Below are 19,410 nucleotides of genomic sequence, written 5' to 3'. Positions count from 1 at the left end.
GCCGCGCGAGGGGAAAAGGCGGCCCAAAACCCCTGTTAGGATAAAATAAGTGTCAGCTTTCCCGCCATGATCACCTTGACCGAGAGCGCCATCCAAGAGCTAAAGCGGCTGCGCAGCAAGTATGAGAAAGAGGGATCCCAACCCATCTTGCGCCTGGGGGTAAAGCCCAGCGGCTGCTCCGGCCTCTCCTACACCATGAACTTCGAGCCCCAGGCCAACCCTGACGACCATACCTTTGACTTTGGCGAGATTCGGGTGGCGGTGGATCCCTTGAGCATGACCTTTATTCAAGGGCTGACTGTCGATTTCTCCGAGGATCTGTTGGGGGGCGGCTTCCGCTTCAAGAACCCCAATGCGGTGGCTAGCTGCGGCTGCGGCACTTCCTTTGCCACTGCCGAAACCGCCGCTGCCGTCGGCCACTGATCACGTCCTGCCAGAGGGCTTTATGCTGGGCAGGCGCAGCAGGAAACATGTCCACCCCGCCTCGCTGGTTACTCGAATGTGACCCTGGAGGCGCTTCACCCATTGCTTCACCAAAGCCAGCCCCAGGCCGCTGCCCGGCTGGGCCCAGGGATCCGCAGTGGGCACCCGATAAAAGCGCTCGAACAGGCGGGGCAACTGGTCGGGCGGGATCTGAGCGGTGTTGCCGATCCTGAACTCAACCCCTTCAGGGATTGGCTGAACCTCTAGACGAATCGTGCCACCTGGCTGGGTGAACTTGCAGGCGTTGTCCAGCAGCTCTTTGAGGATCTGGGTCAGGAGCTGCGGATGGCTGTAAAACCGCCAGGGGGAGGGGGCAGATCCCCCACCTGCAGCGTGAGGGAGCGGGCCTGGGTGCATTGCTGCACCGACTCGATCAAGCTGTGCCAGAGGTGGGGCAGGTCAATAGCTGCAACGGCAGAGCCCAGGTCTTTCCCTTCCAGGCCCTGCAGATCCAATAGGCGGTTGATGAGCTGGATTTCGGCCTCGCACTCCTGCAGGGCAATGTCATGGTATTGCCGCTGCTTCTCGTTGAGGGGGGTGCGGCGCAGGAGTTCCAGGGCCAGCTTGATCTTGGTCAGGGGGGTGCACAGCTCGTGGGAGACGGTGGCCAAAAAGTGGTCTTTGAGGCGGTTGAGCTGCTCCAGATCTGCCACCTGGCAGGCCAGTTGGGCGGTGCGCTCCTGTACCTTGGCTTCCAGTTCCTGGTTAAGCTGCTGCAGACGGCGCTGGGCCTGGTTGGCTTGCAGCAAGTGGCGCAGCCGCCGCTTCAAGACCGACCAGTGGATGGGCTTGGGGATGTAGTCGCTGGCGCCGGCTGCAAAGGCCTCGTTGACAAAGGTTTCGTCTTCCAAAGACGTGACGATTAAAATCGGCAAGTCCGGGTTTTGGGCGTGGAGGCGGCGGCAGCACTCAAACCCATCCAGATCCGGCATCACCGCATCGAGGAGCACCATGTCCGGCTGATAGCGGCTTGCAGCTTCTAGACACGCCAAGCCGCTGTCCGCTTCCACGAGTTGGTAGCCCTCCCGCTCCAGGGCGTAGCGAGTCAAAAGCCGCTGGCTGGGCTCATCGTCCGCGATCAACAACAACGGCTTCTTTTCAGGAGAGGGGGATCCCGCCTGGGCCTCAGGAACCGCCGGCGAGCTGGCCGGAGGGTGGGGATTGGGCCTCAGCATAGGCATCGAGAGGAGAGCATGACTCTAGTCAATAATAAGCTCAACTATACTGAAAATAATGTATAATATGTTCAGTACGGATTACTACCAGTTGATCTTTCTGTTTACTTTCGAGTCTGCCAACATGGTAGCCAAAGCAAAGCAGAAAATTGGTAGTAAGACGACACGGAAACTGCGCTTTGGGTATTCTACTCAAAGCTTTGCGGGATACCGCCATTCTGTTTGGAAACAAACAGAATGCTATCGCTGCATAGTTGAACAGTGATGTTCAGCAGTGTTCAGCGTAAATGTATCAGACTGAGGATAACTTGCCGATATGCCACCTCCAGCTTCTGCAGGGCTTGCTCTATAGTATCCCATTTTACAGAACTGGCTGGCTCGGCATGAACCAGCTTTTCCAACTGCTGACACAGCTCGGCCAGACGTTTGGCGCCCAGGGTGCTGCTGCTGCCTTTGAGGCGGTGGGCCAACCGAGCAATGGCTTGGGGATCCCGCTGCTCTAGGGCCTGCCGCAGGGATCCCAATAGAGCTTCGCTGTCCTGCCGGTAGGTTTGGATCATCTCCTGCCAGGCTTCTGGAGAGCTGAAGACTGCCCGCATCTGGGCGAGGATAACGGGGTCGAGGGGCGGATCCTCTTCTTGGCTGGCCGGCTTGGGAAGGGGAAGGGATCCCTGAAGAACCCGGACTAGGGTAGCCGGCTCCAAGGGTTTGGTTAGATAGCCATCTACCCCAGCAGCTTGGGCAGCAGCACGGCCTTCCGAAAACACATTGGCCGTGAGGACGACAATGCGAGGCTGGCGCTCAGGGGGCAGTTCAGCGCGGATGCGACGGGTGGCCGCAAGACCATCCAGCTCCGGCATTTGCATATCCATCAACACCAGATCGTAGGGTCGCAGGCGCAGAGCTTGGACGGCTTCTAGGCCGTTGCCGACTATGTCGGGCCGGTAGCCCAATCGCTCCAGCATGAGGCGAATCACCTTCTGGTTAACCGGGTTATCCTCTGCCACCAGGATCTGAAGCGGGTAGCGGCTGGCCAGGGTCGCGTCCCAAATGGAGGGAGGAGCGGCGGGAGAGGAAGATAAGGAGGAAGGAGCTTTTTCTCCCACAAGCCCCAGCAGCAGCTTCCGCAGTTGGGAGGCTTTGACCGGCTTGGCCAAAGTGGGGAGAGGGTCTGCTGTGGAGATGAAGTTGCGCCCCGTCAGCACTAGCGGTAACAGGCGGGGTTGCGCTGTCTGCAGGTCAGCCGCCAGGGTCAAGCCATCCCGGTCTGGCAGGGTGGCATCCAGAAGGGCCAGGTCAAAAGGACGAGTTCTAACTGCAGCCTGGGCTTCTGCCGCCAAGGCACAACAGGTTACCTCCATGCCCCAAGCGCTCAGCAGTCGGGATAGCAACTGCCGTTGACTGGCGTTGTCTTCCACCAGCAAAACCCGCTTGCCTGCCAAGCTGGGATCCGGTGCGGCGGTTGGCAACAGCTCCTGGTCTGGCCTCTTCAGGGGAATGCGAAAGCGAAAAGTGGATCCCTGGCCTGGCTGACTTTCCACCCCGATTGCTCCCCCCATGAGCTGGCAGAGACGCTGGCTGATGGCCAAGCCCAGGCCGGTGCCCCCAAACTGGCGGCTGATGGAGCTATCCACCTGGCTGAAGGGCTTAAAGAGGCGATCCAATTTTTCGGGGGGAATGCCAATGCCGGTATCTTGCACCTGAACGCTTACCCACTGCTTTTCGGGATCCCTCTCCCCGGCCTCGACCGTCACCACCACCTCTCCCTGGGGGGTGAACTTGATGGCGTTGCTGAGCAGATTGGCCAGGATTTGGCGCAGCCGGTTGGGATCCCCTATCAAGGTTGGCGGCAGGTTGGGATCCACCCAGGCCACCAGTTCCAGATCCTTGCTCTGGGCTTGGGCGGCCATCAAATCCAGCAGCTCTTCCACCAACTGCGGCAAGGAAAAGGGTATTTCCTCCAGTTCCAGTTTTTGGGACTCGATCTTGGAGAAATCGAGGATGTCGTTGATTAGGTTCAGCAGCACCTCGCCTCCATAGCGGATGGTCTGCACCCAGTCCTGCTGCTGCGGATCCAAGGAGGTGTCCAGGAGTAGACTGGTCATCCCCAAAATGGCGTTGATGGGGGTGCGGATCTCGTGGCTGATGGTGGCCAGGAACTCGCTCTTGGCCCGGCTGGCGGCTTCGGCAGCTTCCTTGGCTGCTTTCATCTGCTCTTCTGCCAGCTTGGCTAGGGTGATATCCCGTCCGGCGGCGTAGAACAGGGATCCGGCCAAAGAGGCTCGCCACTCGATGAAACGATAGCTGCCGTCCTGGGTGCGGTAGCGGTTGACGAAGTGATCCAGCCGTTTCTCTTCGATAAGCTGCTGCATGGCCGCCTGCGTGGCGGGGACATCTTCCGGGTGAACCCACTCCAAAAAGGGTCGGCTCTGCAGCTCCTGCAAAGAATAGCCCAGGGTGGTCTCCCAGGCGCGGTTGAGACGGCGAAAGTACCCTTGGGCATCGGCAATGCAAAGCAAATCCAGAGCCACCGAGAAAAACTGCTCCAGCTCCGCTTCTGCCGACTTGCGGGCAGTGATGTCCACCGCGGTAAACACCCAACACGGGATCCCGCGCAAGACAAGGGGCTGCACAAACACGTCTTCCCAGACAACTCGGCCATCCTGCCGCTGCCATTGCCACTCAAAGCGGGCGGATCCCTGCTGGCGGGCTTGCTCCAAGTAGGACTGCAGCGAGAACTCCCCGCCCCGAAGAGCCCGGCGATAGGGAGACTGCTCGCAAGCGTCGAAGGCCCGCAGCTCCTCCAGGCTGGAAAACCCGTAGGCGGCAATGGCTTGGGAGTTGGCCTCCAGGATCTCGCCGGTCTCGGCATGACGGATGAGGATGGCCACAGCGGCATTCTCAAACAGAGCCCGGAACTTCTGCTCGCTTTCCTGGACGGCCTGCTGGGATCGCACCCTGTCGGTTACATCGCGGACGATCACCACCACCTCTTGGGGGTTGAGGGGCACAATGCGCACCTCTTCGTGGCGGGTCTCCCCTTCAATCTCGATGCTTTGGTCGTAGCGCTGCCGCGTCTGGGTAGCTATAGCCTGCTGAACAAAGAAAAGCCGCCGCTCGGCCAACTCCGGTGGCAAAAGCTCCTGCAGGGATCGGCCCACGTAGGTGTCGGGTGAGCCATAGAGAAGAACCTCGCCCCCCGAGATAAAGCTCAAGCAAATGCCCTGGCTATCAAGGCGGAAGATCAAGTCGGGAATGGCTTCTAGAATGGCTCGCTGCAGCTGTTCAGCGGCTTTCAAGGCCAGCTCTGCCTGCTTGGCTTCTGTAATATCCCGCACGATCACCAGGACTTCCTGGCTGTTGAGAGGGACAATGCGGGCCTCTTCGTAGCGTACCTCCCCTTGAACTTCAATGCTGTACTCGTAGCGCTGTTGGGTTTGGGTGGCCAGGGCTTGCTGAACATAGAAAAGCCGCTGCTCGGCCAGCGCTGGCGGCAGAATCTCCTGGAGGGATCGACCTAAGTGGCGCTCTGCTGGGCAGCAAAGATGGACATCGCCTCCGGGAATAGAGCTCAGGCAGATGCCCTGGCTATTCAGGCGAAGGATGAGGTCGGGGATGGCTTGGAGAATGGCCCGCTGGGTGGCTTCCATTTCTCTAAGGGCCAACTCCGCCTCTTTCCGCTTGGTGATATCCCGCACCAAAACGTAGACTCTATCTCTGCCATAGGCAACGACGCAAGCCTTCTGATAGCGGCGGATTGCCGGCTCAGACTCGTTTGCGGCAGCGGCGGGGAGCACCATTTCGTACTCCAGATACTGTGGCGTTTGAGTGGACAGGGCCCGCCCTGCTAAAAGCTGATACTGCTCTCCGAAAGAGCTGGGAAACACGTCTTGGGCGCGGCGACCCACACAAAACTCGGGCGGATGCTGGGTGGGGACGTAGGGAGAAGGCTTGCAGTTGAGAATCAGCCCCTCAGGGTCAATCTCGAAAATCAAATCCGGGATCGCCTCATAGAGGGCCCGGTAGCGCAACTCGCTTGCCTCCAGGGCTTGCTTGATCTGGACCTGCTCGCTGATGTCGCGGCTGGTGATGAGGATCCCGTCTCCCACCGGCACCACTTGGTGATGGATCCAGCTGGCCTTCAAGCCCGGCTGCCCCGAAATGGGGAACTCCTCTTCCAGAGGAATGCCGGTTTCCACCACTCGCTTGTATTTCTCAAAAAAGCCCCCCCAGCGGTTGATGGGCAGCAGCTCGCACAGCCGCTGGCCGATGATCTGCCGGCGCTGGAGAGAAATGAGCTCTTCCCCCTTGGCGTTGACATCCACAAAGACAAAGTCGAGGATCTCGCGGGTAACGGGATCCCGCACCGCCTCCAGCAGGTAAATAGCATCCAAGCTGGCTTCCAAGGCTGCCCGAAAACGAGCCTCTGGGCTGGGGGTGCCTCTAGGAGGTTGGAAGGGAAATCTTCGAGAAAGGGATCCCAGGATCCCTCTGAAGACAGAAAGCAGCTGACTTTCCCCCAGGCTGACGCCAAGCAGCAGGAGAGCCAAGAAGAGGGATCCCAGCAGCCAAAAGGCAAGGCCAGGGGGATCCACCAGGCCCACCGTTTTCCCTACCGCCCATAGCTCTCTGTGCATAGAACCCAGAGATTCCTGCCCCCTTTCCACAGTATCCCAGCAAGTCTTTCCAGCTTATCTTGGAGGTCAAAAGGGGAAGCTCAGCTAACTTGCGGAAATGGCCTCTATGCAATGGGCAGGATTCCTCAAGAGTGGCTTTTTGGGGAAATGAGTCTTGGCTCAAAGCTTTGTTTCTGGATGCAGCAGGGAGAGAGACTCTTTATTGTGAAGATGCTTTATTGTGAAAAATAATTGTGAAGATTCAGCGGGATCCCTGGCGCCAGCGGCGGTAGAGTTTTTCCAGATCCACCCAGACCATCACCACCGTGCTAAAGCCCAGGCAAATGAGCAGTTCTGGAAGGGTCAACTCTTCTGTCCCGAAAAAGTTGCGCAGGAAGGGCACATAGAGCAGGGCCAACTGCAACAGCAAAGTGGCCAACACGGCCCCCAGCAGGTAGGGGTTGGAAAAGGGGTTCATCTCGAGGGTCAGCTTGTCGTTGGAGCGGGCTGCCAGGGCATGGCCCATCTGGGCAATGCACAGGGTGGTGAAGACCATCGTGCGCCAGTGGGGGATATAGGCTTCCACGATGGCCATCATCAGGATCGTGGAGATGGCAAAGACCACACCGATGCGCACCATGTAGGCACCGAGCCCTTGGGCAAAGATGCTCTCTTTGGGGTTGAAGGGGGGGCGCTGCATCACCCCTGGTTCTGCTGGCTCCATCGCCAAGGCCAGGGCGGGCAGGCCGTCGGTTACCAGGTTCATCCACAGGATCTGCAGGGGCGTCAGTGGCACGTCCTCTAGGCCCAAGATAGGGGCAGCAGCCACCGTCAACACCTCGCCGATGTTGCTGCCCAGGATGTATTTCACGAAACGGCGGATGTTGCTGTAGACCACCCGCCCTTCTTCAATGGCCGCCACGATGGTGGCGAAGTTGTCGTCCAGCAGCACCATGTCGCTGGCCTCTTTGCTGACGTCGGTGCCGGTGATGCCCATGGCAATGCCAATATCTGCCTGGCGCAGGGCAGGGGCGTCGTTGACCCCATCCCCGGTCATGGCTACAAACTGGTTTTGTTTTTGCAGAGCTTGGACGATGCGCAGCTTGTGTTCGGGGGCAACACGGGCATAGACGTTGACCCTTTGCACCGTCTGCAGCAGCTCCTCAAAGCTGAGCCGAGAGAGGGTGCGCCCGTCAATGGCTTGGCCCTCCGAGTCGAGAATGCCCAGCTCGCGGGCAATGGCCACAGCGGTCAATTGGTGATCGCCGGTAATCATCAGGGTGCGGATGCCGGCCTGGCGGCAGCGGGCTACTGCTTCCCGCGCTTCGGGCCGCGGCGGATCGTACATGCCCACCAGCCCCAGCCACACCAGGTTGCGCTCGATCTCCTCCAGGTTCTCCGGGATCCGCTGCAACTGCTGGGTGGCCACCCCCAAAACCCGGATGCCCTGGGCCGCCAGGCGGTTGTTGGCAGCCAGAATGGCTTGGCGCTCGGCTTCTGACAGCTCCTGCCAGGTTCCGCCTTTTTGGATCTGGGCGCACTGCTCCAGCACCAGCTCCGGGGATCCCTTGACGTAGACGCGGTAGCTGCCCTCCTCCTGCACCACCACGCTCATGCGCTTGCGTTCCGAGCTAAAGGGGATCTCCTGCGCGCGCGGGTGCTGCTCTTGAAGGGAAGCTTTCTGCAGGTTGGCCTTGGCAGCAGCCACCAGCAGGGCGGCCTCGGTGGGATCCCCTAGGATCGACCAGGTGGGGGCAGCGCCCCGTTGGGCTGGAAGACTGGCCTGCAACAGGGCATCGTTGCAGAAGACCACCGCCCTGAGAAGGGCCTGCAAATCCGGGGCGCTCTGGGGATCAATGGGCTGGCCGCGGCAGTAGAAGGATCCCTTGGGGATGTAGCCGCTGCCGCTGACCTGGTAGTGGCGCTCCGGCGTGAGGATGTCGGTAACCACCATCTTGTTCTCGGTGAGGGTGCCGGTTTTGTCGGAGCAGATGGTGGTGACGGATCCCAGGGTCTCTACAGCCGGCAGGCGGCGGATGAGGGCGTTGCGGCGCACCATGCGTTGGGTGCCGATGGCCAGGGTGACGGTGATCACGGCCGGCAGCCCCTCCGGCACCACGGCTACGGCCATACTGAGAGAGATTTCCAGCAGCGAGGTGAAAGGCGCCATGCTGCCGGCCTGCAGCAGCCCCACGATCACCACCAGCGCCACCAAGGCCAGGGATCCCGACACCAGCACGTTGCCCAGCTGGCTCATGCGCCGCTGCAGGGGGGTGGGCTCGTTTTCCACCGTTTGCAGCAGGGCGGCCACCTTGCCCAGCTCCGTGTTCATACCGGTGGCGGTAACCAAGAGGATCCCGCGCCCCTGCAACACCTCGGTGCCCATGAAGGCCATGTTGCGCCGTTCCCCCAGCTCCGTGTCTTCGGGGAGGACACAGTCAGCCTGCTTGCTAACCGGTACCGCCTCCCCTGTCAGGGCCGCCTCCCGCACCTGAAGGTTGACCGCTTCCGCCAAGCGCCCATCGGCCGGGATCTGCACCCCGGCTTCCAGGAGCACGCGATCCCCTGGCACCAATTGGTTGGCGGGGATCTCCTGCCACAGGCCGTCCCGCTGCACCCGCACGCTGGGGGAGGCCAGCTTTTTTAGGGCCGCCAGCGCTTTTTCCGCCCGGCTTTCTTGTAAGTAGCCCAGCAGACCGTTGAGGCCGACGATCAACAGAATGGCCAGAGCATCTTTGGGGAACTCGCCTTCCTGCAAGTCCAGAGTCGCTGAGATCGCCGCCACGGCGATCAGCATCAGCAGCATGACGTTGCGGAATTGGTCGAGGAAAAGCTGCCAGGCGCTGCGTCCAGGAGAGGAGATTAGCTCGTTGGGGCCGTATTCCCGCTGCCTCTGGATCACCTGCTGGGTAGTCAGGCCAGCATCGGGATCGGTCTGCAACTTCTGGATAACAGCAGGAAGAGGGAGGCTATGCCAGGCCGTAGCAGAAGCACCGGCGGATCCAGAAGCTTGGGCCATCGCAAACACTCCCAGGGAATGGACAAATTCTACGTTAGCTCTCGAAGCTTTCCATAGAGGAAAAGGGGTCCCCATTTCCCTAGTTTCGTGGCAAGGTGGGGACAGAGGCCCCCTGGAGACTGCTATGGCGAGCAAAACTCCCACTCGCGATGTTCAAGTGGCCGTCATTGGCCCGTCCACTCTGGTTTTGCGCTCCCGCACCTGGGATCGCCTCAAGTTTGAGCTGGAATATGCCCGGCAGCGGGGCACCACGGCCAACAGCTACCTCATCCAGGCCCGCCAAACCCTGCTCATCGATCCGCCGGGGGAGTCGTTTACGGACATCTTTCTGGAGGAGCTGGCCCAGCACCAATACCTGCAGCGGCTGGACTTTATCCTGCTCAGCCACGTCAACTTCAACCGCATCGCCACCCTCAAGGCGCTTCTGCCGCTGGCCCCCTACGCAGTGGTGCTCTGCTCTAAGCCAGGATCCCTTACCCTGCGGGCAGCTTTTGAAGGCAGGGAGTCCCCCCCTCCTGGCCGCGACGAAGAGGAGGCCGCCGATTTTGGCATTCCCTACGGCAGCAATCAGTCCTTTCGCCTGCGGGTCATCCGAGATGGGGATCGCCTGGATCTGGGAGAGGGCCATGAGCTGCACTTGCGCACGGTGCCCACGCCCCGCCACCCCGATGCCCTCTGCACCTACGATCCGGCCACCGGGATCCTCTTTACCGACAAGCTCTTTGGCGCCCATGTCTGCGACGAGCAGGTATTCGATGAACATTGGCGGCAACTGAGCGAGGATCGCCGCTACTACTTCGACTGTCTCCACCGCAACCAAGCGCCCCAGGTCAAGGCAGCCCTGGCCAAGCTGGAGGAATTCCCCGCCCAGATCTACGCTCCTGCCCACGGGCCCCTCGTGCGCCACAGCCTGCGGCGGCTGCGCTTGGACTACCAGCTCTGGTGCGAAGAGGATCCCTTGGAGCAGCGGGTGGCCCTCCTGTACACCTCCGCCTACGGCAACACCGGCTTGATGGCGGTAGCCATTGCCCAAGGCTTGGAGCGGGCGGGAGTTACGGTGGAGCGGATTAACTGCGAGTGGGCCACCCCTGAAGAGATCGCCCAGGCCTTGGAGCGCTGCCAGGGGTTCATCATCGGCTCGCCAACCCTGGCCGGCCATCCCCCGGTCCAGATCCAAACAGCCCTGGGCCTGATTCTCTCTTCCGTTCCCACCAGCAAGCTGGCCGGGGTCTTCGGCTCCTATGGCTGGAGCGGCGAGGCCGTGGATCTCATCGAGAGCAAGTTGCTCAATGCCGGCTTTACCTTGGGGTTTGAGACGATCCGCGCCAAGTTTAAGCCCACCGCCGAGATCTTGGAAGCTTGCCAAGAGGCGGGATCCCAATTTGCCCAAGCCCTGCGCAAGGCCAAGCGAGCTCGTGCCCCCCGCCAAGGCGGTGTTGAAACTCAGGCGGATCGGCTGGCGCAGGCCCTCAGCCGAGTGGTGGGATCCCTCTGTGTGGTGACCGCCTTGCAGGATGGGATCCCGCGCGGCTTTCTCACCTGGTCAGTGGCCCAGGCCAGCTTCAATCCCCCCGGCCTCACCCTCTCCGTGAGCAGGGAAAGCGAGGCAGAACTGCTCACCCATCCGCAAGCGGCCTTTGTGCTCAACATCCTGCGGGAGGGCAAAAGCAGCAGCCTGCAGCGACACTTTCAACGGCCTCAACGCCCTGGCGAAGACCGCTTTGCCGGCCTGGCCACGGCCACTGCCGAAAATGGCTGCCCGATCCTTTTGGATGCCCTGGCTTACCTGGAGTGCCGTGTCAAAAGTTGGATGGAGTGTGGCGATCGCTACCTCATCCATGCCGAGGTAGAGCGCGGCAAAGTGCTGGATCCCACGGGGGTTACGGCCATGCGGCGGGGGTAGTGTATTGGAGAACAAAGATTTGTTGTGGAGTCAATGCTAACTGGATCCCGTCGATCACCTTGAGCTGACGATCTGCTCGGCAAATTTCCGGCTCTTGTTGAGGGGCAAATATCAAAACAGAGTAATCGTCTAAATCCACCATCCACCCTAATTTGCTGCCGTGCTTTAGGCAATGCAGGATATTATCGATTACACGGCTTACCCTTTGACCCGGCGAAAGCATTTCGATAATCCAGTCGGGTGCTGCGGTGAAGTTATCCTCTGGCTCGCCTGTTTCACTTAGGCGAGTTCGATCCCACGCAATTACAGCAATATCGGGAACAATGGAACGACCGGCAAAAGTGCATCGCAATTCGGGTAGGGCAGTATAGCTGGTGGTGCTGCCGTCAACCTCAGCCACGAGGCGTTTTTGCAAAATGGAATGGCGGACTTTGGGCAGCGGTTTTTGAATGGCAACTCCATCCACGTACTCCCATGCCGGAGAATCTTCTATGTGAGGCAACTTGAGGAAGTCTTCAAGGGTAAGAGGCGGAGCCAGGCGAGTTGTCATAGGTTTAGGCAAAGCTCCTCAGGATCCCTACCAGTACTGTATCCCAAATCCCCAAGCGAGGGCGAGTGGTGGAGTAGGGGTTAGAATTGCAGCAATTGGAGTAGATGTAGCGTGAAAGTTGTCCAGCCGGCGGCGCTGCTGACCTCGATGGATCCCCTCAGTTGATCCACCATTTGCTTCACCAAGGCCAAGTCTAGATCGGTACTCCCTTCCTTAGCCCACACTGCGGAGCCCTAGCAAAGCAAAAAGCCCCCAGGCAGGGTAATCACCTCTCCTGAGGGCCAAACCCCCTCAAATCCCAGGTAGGTTAAGCCTGAACTCTGCTCGGCTCGTAGAAGACTTTGGGCAGAGATCGAGCAAACTTCGAGAAATCAGCCCTTGACTTGCGCGAACCATAATCTGCCTTTAAGTCAGAACGATTGAAAGCTATCTTCTCTCTTGCGGGCTCGTAGAAGATCCACCTCCTAAGGGTGTAGTTCACTTCATAGAGAGTTTGCCGAACGCCGTTTATCAACGATAGAGATCTGGAGCTGGGAGCCTTTGGCGGCTGATACCAGTAGATATCCTCGGGAGATACAGATAGAGGCTCTGGACCTGCAAAGGGCGGCTCGTAAAAAGTTGCAAAGTCAGGCTGAGGTCGGCACTGAAATTGAACCTGATACACCGACTGAGAGGTCATTTCCTGCCGACTCTGCTGCCAAAGCTGCAGCATCTTGCCGACATCAAATCCCATCGCTCGCTGAAAATGCCACAGGGATCCTTGTAGAAAAAAGAAGGCTAAGTAGAAGTGAGCATTCGCCAGCCAAACCCTTGAGGAGTAGTTCCACGCTCCCGTTTGATTTGGATCGAAGTAGTAAGGAGTAAAGGCGGATTTCAGCTCCAGGGTGGGGCCGTAAAACTCCACCGGGTAGGCCAGCGAGTTAAACCCACAGTAGTAAGAAGCCGCAAAACCGGCTAGGGCGATGCCGAATAGAGAGTAGGAGAGGATCCCATCTGCTGAGAAGAGAAAGCGAGCTTTAACCCACTCAAACGGCGGAACCAGGATATGCCACACCCCTCCCAACAAGAGAAGAGCTCCCACATAGATATGGCCCCCCACCAAGTCTTCCAAATTATTGACATCAAACAGGTGGGTGCGGTAGTTCCAAAGGGTGGCAAAGTCCAAAGTTGGAGCCGTAACCAGGCGTACCTGACCGGTGTTGGCGTCATACAGCCCCCCGAACACCATCGCCTTGGCCACCAACAATAGGGATCCCAGGCCCAAAATCAGTAGGTGGTGCCCCAAAATCACTCCCAACGTTTTGGCATCATCCCAAGTGAAGTGAAACTTGGCAGCCCTGCCGAATTCCATATCTAAGCTGGGGGGAAGTTGGGTTTGGTGGAAGTAGGCTCCTCCAGCCAACACGCCGGCAGCCACCAGGTGAATTGAGGCAATGGCCACATAGGGAAAGGTATTGACGATCTGGCCACCGGGGCCAACCCCCCACCCCAATGTGGCCAAGTGGGGCAGCAAAATCAGCCCTTGCTCGTACATGGGCCGCTCTGGCGAGAACTTGGCCAGCTCAAACAAGGTAAAGCCCCCCGCCCAAGCCATGATCAAGGCCGCATGGGCCACATGCGCCACGATAAAAGTATTAGAGAGGTTCATCAATCGAGCGTTACCTAACCACCAGGGGTAGCCCGATGGGTGCATCTTTTTGGCATTCATAGATAGCTCCTCAGTGAGCCCTCAAAAATACAGGCACGTTTAGCTCAGACCGGCAATGATATGGTCAAGATAAACGGCCATTTCTTGACTTGCCTCTGTGTCGAGACTTTCGGTCAGGACCTCTTTCATGGCATTGAGGGCCTGAATGACGCGATCGATGGGAACGCCGAGGGTGATGTAAGTTTCTTTTAAACCCTGCAACACGCGCTCATCCAAAATTGAGGGATCGGCAGCCAACATGGCGTAGGTGGCATAGCGTAGAAAATAGGTCAGGTCCCGCAAGCAAGCCGCGTAGCGCCGAGTAGGGTACATATTGCCCCCCGGTAGGGTAATATCCCCGTAGAGCAAGCTCTTGGCAACCGTTTTGCTGATAATGCTGCTGGCGCTGGAGCTGATGGTTTTGGCCGCCTTGACGCGCATGTTGCCACTCTGGAAATAGCGATTTAATTGTTCCAGAGCTGCGGCATCTAAGTAAGAGCCTTTCTCATCGGCGGGGTTAATCAGGGAAGTGATGGTATCTTTCATGGATTTTTCTCCTCTAAGCACTAGTAGGGACTGATTTCTTGAGGCAATTGGGCAAATGCTGTTCGCGTTAGCGGGACGGAGTCCTTGCACCGCTTGCTCAGGCATTGCCTGTGAGAACTCTTATGGATTGCAACTTAAGACAACTTCACAGCTTGCAGGTCAAGCTCGCAAAGCCAGCCGAAACCTCAAGCTCACAGAGGCAGGAGTAGCGCGCCTCAACTCTAAAACTGAGCGAGAGGGCAGCGATTTGTCTATCCATTCATCGATTCAAAAAGCGCGAATCAGTCGATCAAAGTAGGGGGCAGCTAGAGCCATCTCCTCTGAAGAAAGAATGCCGGCAGCTACCTCTTTTAGGCAGCTCATCGCCACCCGCAGGTTGGGTAGCGGCACGCCCAAAGAGATGTACATTTCTCGCATGCCGTTCAAGCCGATATCTTCCAGCGGCTTATCGTTGCCTGCCAAGATGCAATAGCTAACCAAGCGGATATACCAGCCTTGATCTCGTTGACAGAGGGCAGTTTTTTGAGGGTTGCCCTTATTGCTGGGGGTGTTGGGGCATTTGGCCCAAAACCGTTTGCTGCCTTCCTGGACAATTTTTTGCTCGTTCTCTGCTAACTTTTGGGCGGCTCGGATGCGAACTTGACCCTTGCTGAAGAAATCCTCTAGCTTGGCGATCTCGGCACTGCTGAGGAAGCGATCAGCCGCGTCCGACTGCGCGATGACTTGGGCAACAATGCTCATAGGTTTTTGGCAAGGAACACTCTACAGGTAACAAAGTAAGCCAGATCCTCAAGAACCGAAATCACTTATTAAGAAAAAGTTGTGAATTGAAACTTACTTGCAACAAATCCTCTCTGCCTCGCGTCTTCGGCAGCGTGACCAGATTGAGAAGGTTGGGTTGGCGGCCAATCCAGATCCCGGATACGACAGCAACCCTCAGAATACTCAGCCTCTATCTCTTCTGGCCGAGATGAGCATCTGTGTTGGGAACTATTTCCGTATCTGTTGCTACAGAACTTACAATAAGACGGGCTGTGCAGAGGTACCGGGGGAGAGAACCCCTAAGGTAGGGATCAAATCGGCGCTGCGCCGCTTTAAGGGCTAAGTTTCTGAGGCAGGAATCTTGCCAGATCTGCGTAACCATCGCTACTTTGAAACCAACCTGGAAAAGCGCAAGCGCAAAGCAGGAGTCCCCAGGGATCCGCTCAACCTTTAAAACTGGGGCAGAGGGGGCAGGTGGAGCGTGAAAGTTGTCCAGCCGGCGGCGCTGCTGACCTCGATGGATCCCCTCAGTTGATCCACCATTTGTTTCACCAAAGCCAAGCCCAGACCGGTGCCCCCTTCTTTCCAAGGATCATGGCTGGGGATCCGGTAAAAACGATCGAAAATGCGGGTGAGTTCCTCAGCCGGGATCTCTTGGCTATTCCTGACTTGGATGCGAGTTCGGTTGGCCTCAACCCTGACTTCTAGGCGGATGGATCCCTGGCCGGGGGTGTATTTCACCGCGTTGTGCAGGAGCTCCCGCAGGATACGCCCCAAAAGGAGAGGATCTGTGGTGATGCTGCTCTCCAGAGGCACGTTGGCTTGAAAGGTTTGCCCCTTAGTACGGGCGCGTTCGCCAATAGCCAACAGCAAATCCCCCAACAAGGCTTCCCAGGTCAGCGTTTGCAGATTCAAAGCATAGGCTCCTGCCTCTAGCCGCTGCAAATCCAACAGGTCATTGATCAGCTCGATCTCCCGTTGGCATTCCCGCTGGGCGATGGATAGGTACTGGGCCTGCTTCTCCCTCGCAGGGGCAACTTGCAGCATGTGCAACGCCATTTTCATGCTGGCTAGAGGAGTGCGCAACTCGTGGCTGACGGTGCTGATAAAGTCATCTTTAGAGGCGGTTAAGGCGCTCCAGGGCTTGCACCTGCTCTTGGGCAGCTCGGAATAGGCGCGCCTGCCTTAGGCCGATAGCACATTGATTGGCCACCTGCTGGATAAGCTGCATCTCCTGCTGGTCGAAAGAACGCTCAGCTGAGCGAAAGATCCACAGATCCCCTAGCACTTGGCCTTTATCCGGCAGGGGGCAAGCCATGACCACCTGGCGCTTTTCCACTGTCTTTTCTGGACAGTAGAAGCAAAAAAGGCAGGGCTGTCCTGCGAGCAATTGTTGATGAACATCGTCGTAAGGCCCACCCTTTATGGATATGGAAATGTTCAGGGAGGAATTGGAGCGGGGGCAGTACTCGTAGCTGATGGTGGAAAGGGTGAGATCGGCGTTGTAAAGGCCAATATCGCAGCCATCTGCATTTAGGTTTTCTCCCAGCTCGCGCAGAGCGGTGTTGAGAATTTCAGCTTCATCCAGAGAGTCGCGCAGCCGGTCAGTGATGCGTTTCAGCAGGGCCTCAAATTGCAGGGATCGCTGCAACTCAGAGGTGCGTTGCCGAACCTTTTCTTCCAAGGTTTGATTGAGGGCTTGCAGTTGTTCATATAACTGGGCCTGTTGCAACGCGATGGCTAATTGATCGCTCAGCTCTTGTAAAAGCCGGATTTCCCACTCTTGCCAAGGGCGGCTGGATTGGCAGTGCTGAACTACCAATAGACCCCACAAAGCCTCACCCTGCCGAATCGGGATCACCAAGTTGGCTTGGGCCTGGAAAGATTCCAAGAGCTCCCGATAGCAAGGATCCAAATTGGCCGTCGCCACGTTGGCTATGGCTTGCACAAAGCCCTCTTGGTACTTGCGATAGCGCGGATCCCTTTGGAAATACTCATCCCACACGTAGCGGCCCAGGTGGCTGGGCCAGGGATCCGCCACCGACTCAGCAGCTACAAACCCCCCTACACCTTCCTGTAACTGATAGATCATCACCCGATCCACCTGGAAAACCTCTCGCACTTCTGCAACAGTGGTTTGCAAGATAGATTGCAAATCCAAATCCTGACGGATGCGTCGCAGCAAAGCTCCAAGCAGCCGCTCCCGCTCTGCTTCTTTCAGCAACAGATCTTGGGTTGTTTGAGGGGCGTTATGTCCACAGCGATGCCGCAAACGGCGTAAGGAGACCCCTGCTGATCCCGCAGGGCAAACTTGGTGACCCACTGGGTCAATCTCTTGCCATCGCGGAAAAAGGTTCGCTCGTAGCTGACAGGATGCGGAGATTGCAGGACTTTTTGATCCTGATCTCGAAATTCTAGAGCCTCTTCTGATGCGAACAGCTCACTATCCAACTTTCCAAAGAGCTCTTCTGCCTTGCAGCCTCTCTGTTGTAGATAAGTCTTGTTTACATGAAGATAGCGCCCTTCCAGATCTTTGAGAAAGATAGAAAAAGGGATCCCGTCCAGAATAGCCCTAAGCCGAGCTTCGCTTTCTTGTAGAGCCAGCTCTGCTTCTTTCTGCTCCGTAATATCTTCGGTAATGCCAACAATACGGATAACCTCTTGCTGTTCGTTCAAGATGGGTCGGCAAGAAGTACGCAGCCAGCGCAGCCTGCCATCCCGATGGAAAAGGCGGTAGGTGATCTGCTGGGCTTCTTGAGTGGCTCGGGCGGCCGCCTGCAGTACCCTTGGCAGATCTTCGGGATGGATCCTGTCTTTCCAGAGATCTGGCTTGCGGCGAAACTCTTCTGCTGTGTAACCCCAGATCTTCTCGCTTTGGGGGCTTTTGTAGAGAGACTGGCTCAAGTCTGCAGAATACACAAAGAAAACCACCGGTACAGCCTCTGCAATTTCTCGGAAGCGGGCTTCGCTCTCTCGCAAAGCCAGTTCCACCTGCTTTTGTTGGGTGATATCGCGGGTACTGGAAACGATCCCTTGCACAGAGGGATCCTCCAAAAGATTGGTGCAGAGGCTCTCCAGCCACACCCACTGGCCATCGGCGTGTTGGGCCCGGTAAATAAAGCTGAGTGTCTCGCCAGGTCGAGCCTTGAGTTGCTCAAGAGCATTAGCAACGTTCTGCCGATCCTCGGGGTGAACCCAATCCAAGGGTACGGCCTCTCCCTGATTGGGAGCACGCCCCAAAATTTTCTCAGCAGCCGGAGGATTTAAGGTATGCAGCAGACCTTGGGCATCGATCCGACACAAAATGTCGTGGCTGTTGTTGAGGAAGGCGCGAAAACGCTCTTCTTGTTCCCACACCTCCTGTTCCAGCCGCTTTTGTTCGGTGATATCTAGGACAATGCCGAGAAGCCCTAATCCTTTAGACTGATCCTGAAGCTTTACAGCGAAGCGATAGGTGTAGCGCTCCTGGCCTTGAATCATTTCCTTACCTTCGAATTGGCAAAACCCTTGCCGCTCTACGTCGGATAGAACTTGAGAGGTGTACTCCAGCCAGTGAGGATATTCTCGAGCTGCCTCCTCCAGAGAAGTACCCAGCAGATCGCCAAACCAGGCGCGGTCAGTGGCATTTTGCAAAATTAGCACTCCCTGGGGATCCCTGGCCCACACCGCCAATGGCAGGGCGTCCAACAAGGTGCGCAGTTGGGCTTCCCGCAGCCGCAGGTTTTCTTCCAACTGTTTCTTCTCGGTAATGTCTCGGCCCACCCCGCGAATGAACTGGAAGCGGCCCCGCCGGTCAAAAATGCCTTGGTTGATCCACTCAAACCACCGCACCTGCCCCGCTGCATCCGCCACTCTGCTAATCCGGGTAAAGGTGGGCTGCTGAGGGGTAAGGTGGGCTATCTTTTGCTGCGCCTGCTCCTGCTCTTCTGCCAGCAGCACGTCGATCCAGCGCCTGCCCCGCCAATCCCCCAAGATTTTCTGGCAAGCTTCGTTACATTCCACCACCGTCGTATCTGCACGCGCCAGCATGATGACATCGGGAAAACCCACCTGATCCCGCTGCAGCCAGCGCCTTTGCCAGTACATCACCACGGCCAGTGAGGATCCCCAAAGGAGCAGCCAAAGCCATCCGGGCAGAGTGTTCCAGTTGAGTAAGGTAAGCAGGTTGACCAGATCCCAGGAGGCGCTCATGAAGGTTGTCGATTAAGTTAAGTTTAGAAAGTGTCAAGGAGTGCACTGCTTTTCGGTAGCATTTCTAACCCAGGATCAAGCACTGTGCCAACAATTCCCCATCTCCCCGAAAAGGAGAGCAAAGTTTGAGTCTACTGGAACGGTGGGGCAGTATCCTCGAAAAGGGGGCTTTCAGGGTGAAGAGTTGTTTCTTAGGTTTCCTGAGTGTTCGGATAGATAGTTCTGAATCCAGCGCACCAGCCGCTGAGAGAGCATGACTCTAGTCAATGATATGCTGGACTATACTGAAAATAATGCCCAGTATGTTCAGTATGGCTGCTTGGTATGGCTAGGTATGTAAAACCGAGAGAAGCGGCGGATTATTTTGGGGTGTGTCTCCACACCTTGAGGCGATGGGAACAGAAGGGCTGGATCCATGCAGTACGTACACCATCCGGTAGGGCGAGAAGGTATGACCTCGACAGCTACATCAGAGCAC

13 protein-coding genes and 2 pseudogenes are annotated in these 19,410 nt (G+C 57.6%); 4 read left to right on the top strand and 11 right to left on the bottom strand.

Annotated features, from left to right (window positions below; genetic code table 11):
- Positions 1 to 66: 66 nt before the first annotated feature.
- Entirely contained in the window at positions 67 to 423 is a 357-nt protein-coding gene (locus SYN63AY4M2_RS13150) for an iron-sulfur cluster assembly accessory protein (RefSeq protein WP_011430489.1), read from the top strand.
- Here the strand turns inward: SYN63AY4M2_RS13150 and SYN63AY4M2_RS14295 are convergent, their stop codons facing one another.
- The 4 genes from SYN63AY4M2_RS14295 to SYN63AY4M2_RS13130 all read right to left on the bottom strand — a co-directional run bounded on the left by SYN63AY4M2_RS14295 (position 424) and on the right by SYN63AY4M2_RS13130 (position 9,293).
- Positions 424 to 840, bottom strand: a complete 417-nt coding sequence (locus SYN63AY4M2_RS14295; protein WP_240530554.1) for a sensor histidine kinase — start codon at positions 838 to 840, stop codon at positions 424 to 426.
- Positions 756 to 1,658, bottom strand: a complete 903-nt coding sequence (locus tag SYN63AY4M2_RS13145; protein ID WP_240530553.1) for a response regulator — start codon at positions 1,656 to 1,658, stop codon at positions 756 to 758. The genes SYN63AY4M2_RS14295 and SYN63AY4M2_RS13145 overlap by 85 nt, the downstream gene beginning before the upstream one ends.
- A gap of 278 nt (positions 1,659 to 1,936) precedes the next feature.
- Positions 1,937 to 6,295 (bottom strand): PAS domain S-box protein, encoded by a 4,359-nt coding sequence (locus SYN63AY4M2_RS13135; protein WP_099887450.1) that lies wholly within the window; start codon positions 6,293 to 6,295, stop codon positions 1,937 to 1,939.
- A 241-nt stretch (positions 6,296 to 6,536) separates the two neighbouring features.
- On the bottom strand, positions 6,537 to 9,293 hold the full coding sequence (locus SYN63AY4M2_RS13130) for a cation-translocating P-type ATPase (protein WP_011430492.1): 2,757 nt from the start codon (positions 9,291 to 9,293) through the stop codon (positions 6,537 to 6,539).
- A 124-nt stretch (positions 9,294 to 9,417) separates the two neighbouring features.
- Here SYN63AY4M2_RS13130 and SYN63AY4M2_RS13125 point away from each other — a divergent pair, with 124 nt between their 5' ends.
- Positions 9,418 to 11,196, top strand: a complete 1,779-nt coding sequence (locus SYN63AY4M2_RS13125) for a diflavin flavoprotein (RefSeq protein ID WP_011430493.1) — start codon at positions 9,418 to 9,420, stop codon at positions 11,194 to 11,196.
- Here the strand turns inward: SYN63AY4M2_RS13125 and SYN63AY4M2_RS13120 are convergent.
- The 4 genes and pseudogenes from SYN63AY4M2_RS13120 to apcD all read right to left on the bottom strand — a co-directional run bounded on the left by SYN63AY4M2_RS13120 (position 11,174) and on the right by apcD (position 14,720).
- Positions 11,174 to 11,746 carry a Uma2 family endonuclease gene (locus SYN63AY4M2_RS13120; protein WP_099812043.1) on the bottom strand — a complete coding sequence of 191 codons (573 nt, stop codon included), beginning with the start codon at positions 11,744 to 11,746 and terminating at the stop codon, positions 11,174 to 11,176. The genes SYN63AY4M2_RS13125 and SYN63AY4M2_RS13120 overlap by 23 nt on opposite strands.
- Before the next feature lie 721 nt (positions 11,747 to 12,467).
- Positions 12,468 to 13,454, bottom strand: a pseudogene (locus SYN63AY4M2_RS13115) (chlorophyll a/b binding light-harvesting protein); the annotation flags it as partial.
- Positions 13,455 to 13,493: 39 nt separating this feature from the next.
- Positions 13,494 to 13,979 (bottom strand): allophycocyanin subunit beta, encoded by a 486-nt coding sequence (locus tag SYN63AY4M2_RS13110; protein WP_099812041.1) that lies wholly within the window; start codon positions 13,977 to 13,979, stop codon positions 13,494 to 13,496.
- Between the two features lie 267 nt (positions 13,980 to 14,246).
- Entirely contained in the window at positions 14,247 to 14,720 is a 474-nt protein-coding gene (gene apcD / locus SYN63AY4M2_RS13105; RefSeq protein ID WP_099812040.1) for an allophycocyanin subunit alpha-B, read from the bottom strand.
- A gap of 331 nt (positions 14,721 to 15,051) precedes the next feature.
- Between apcD and rpsU the strand changes: the two are divergent.
- A pseudogene (gene rpsU, locus SYN63AY4M2_RS14290) lies at positions 15,052 to 15,195 on the top strand (30S ribosomal protein S21).
- On the opposite strand, the gene SYN63AY4M2_RS14285 reads toward rpsU, so the two are convergent.
- From SYN63AY4M2_RS14285 to SYN63AY4M2_RS14275, 3 genes are read right to left on the bottom strand one after another with little or no spacing between them, the layout of a single operon-like run.
- Complete coding sequence (locus tag SYN63AY4M2_RS14285) at positions 15,192 to 15,848, bottom strand: HAMP domain-containing sensor histidine kinase (RefSeq protein ID WP_346426069.1); 657 nt, start codon at positions 15,846 to 15,848, stop codon at positions 15,192 to 15,194. The pseudogene rpsU and the gene SYN63AY4M2_RS14285 overlap by 4 nt on opposite strands.
- Positions 15,849 to 15,858: 10 nt before the next feature.
- Positions 15,859 to 16,965: a GAF domain-containing protein gene (locus SYN63AY4M2_RS14280; protein WP_240530551.1), complete on the bottom strand. Its 1,107-nt coding sequence runs from the start codon at positions 16,963 to 16,965 to the stop codon at positions 15,859 to 15,861.
- Positions 16,959 to 18,932, bottom strand: a complete 1,974-nt coding sequence (locus SYN63AY4M2_RS14275; protein ID WP_240530550.1) for a PAS domain S-box protein — start codon at positions 18,930 to 18,932, stop codon at positions 16,959 to 16,961. The genes SYN63AY4M2_RS14280 and SYN63AY4M2_RS14275 overlap by 7 nt, the downstream gene beginning before the upstream one ends.
- Before the next feature lie 324 nt (positions 18,933 to 19,256).
- Here SYN63AY4M2_RS14275 and SYN63AY4M2_RS13090 point away from each other — a divergent pair.
- On the top strand, positions 19,257 to 19,410 hold a 154-nt coding region (locus SYN63AY4M2_RS13090), incomplete at its 3' end, for a helix-turn-helix domain-containing protein (protein ID WP_143597453.1).

Source organism: Synechococcus sp. 63AY4M2, from assembly GCF_002760475.1.
In the GTDB taxonomy this organism is placed as follows: Bacteria; Cyanobacteriota; Cyanobacteriia; order Thermostichales; family Thermostichaceae; genus Thermostichus.
Note: the sequence above shows the minus strand (reverse complement) of the source record. Positions and strands in the feature narration are given on the sequence as shown.

Excerpts from the sequence above, each read along its gene's own strand:
- SYN63AY4M2_RS13150 (WP_011430489.1), top strand. The coding sequence starts at position 67 with ATGATCACCTTGACCGAGAGCGCCATCCAAGAGCTAAAGCGGCTGCGC.
- SYN63AY4M2_RS14295 (WP_240530554.1), bottom strand. The coding sequence starts at position 840 with ATGCACCCAGGCCCGCTCCCTCACGCTGCAGGTGGGGGATCTGCCCCC.
- SYN63AY4M2_RS13145 (WP_240530553.1), bottom strand. The coding sequence starts at position 1,658 with ATGCTGAGGCCCAATCCCCACCCTCCGGCCAGCTCGCCGGCGGTTCCT.
- SYN63AY4M2_RS13135 (WP_099887450.1), bottom strand. The coding sequence starts at position 6,295 with ATGCACAGAGAGCTATGGGCGGTAGGGAAAACGGTGGGCCTGGTGGAT.
- SYN63AY4M2_RS13130 (WP_011430492.1), bottom strand. The coding sequence starts at position 9,293 with ATGGCCCAAGCTTCTGGATCCGCCGGTGCTTCTGCTACGGCCTGGCAT.
- SYN63AY4M2_RS13125 (WP_011430493.1), top strand. The coding sequence starts at position 9,418 with ATGGCGAGCAAAACTCCCACTCGCGATGTTCAAGTGGCCGTCATTGGC.
- SYN63AY4M2_RS13120 (WP_099812043.1), bottom strand. The coding sequence starts at position 11,746 with ATGACAACTCGCCTGGCTCCGCCTCTTACCCTTGAAGACTTCCTCAAG.
- SYN63AY4M2_RS13110 (WP_099812041.1), bottom strand. The coding sequence starts at position 13,979 with ATGAAAGATACCATCACTTCCCTGATTAACCCCGCCGATGAGAAAGGC.
- apcD (WP_099812040.1), bottom strand. The coding sequence starts at position 14,720 with ATGAGCATTGTTGCCCAAGTCATCGCGCAGTCGGACGCGGCTGATCGC.
- SYN63AY4M2_RS14275 (WP_240530550.1), bottom strand. The coding sequence starts at position 18,932 with ATGAGCGCCTCCTGGGATCTGGTCAACCTGCTTACCTTACTCAACTGG.